We start from the raw sequence: 311 nt of genomic DNA on the forward strand, positions 1-311 counted from the left end.
TGACATGCGCGTGCGGCTTCGGCGTGCCGTCCTTCGCCTTGTCCCAATGCACGTTGAGGTCCGCGACCATCCCGCGATCAACAAACTGCTTCTTCACGAAGTCCTGCGCCAACTCGACGCCCTGCCTCTCGTTCATCTCGCGCGGGATTGAGAACTCAACCTCGCGGGCAAGCTGCGCGTCCTTACGCTTTTCCCCTGCCTCCACCTCGTTCCACAAGGTCGAGCGGTCGTTTAAACGCTCTGGCGCGCCTTCCGGCAACATCACCTCGGAGTGGATCACGCCCGCCTTGTTGCTGAAATCGTGATCGCGC

At 61.4% G+C, this 311-nt stretch carries 1 protein-coding gene; it reads right to left on the bottom strand.

Annotated elements, in window-relative coordinates; all coding sequences use genetic code 11:
• Window positions 1–311, bottom strand: a 311-nt coding sequence (locus AX681_RS03605) for a MobA/MobL family protein (RefSeq protein ID WP_197424225.1), incomplete at both ends; no start/stop codon positions are given.

The organism is Sphingomonas sp. CCH9-E2, from assembly GCF_001557215.1.
Lineage (GTDB): Bacteria > Pseudomonadota > Alphaproteobacteria > Sphingomonadales > Sphingomonadaceae > Sphingomonas.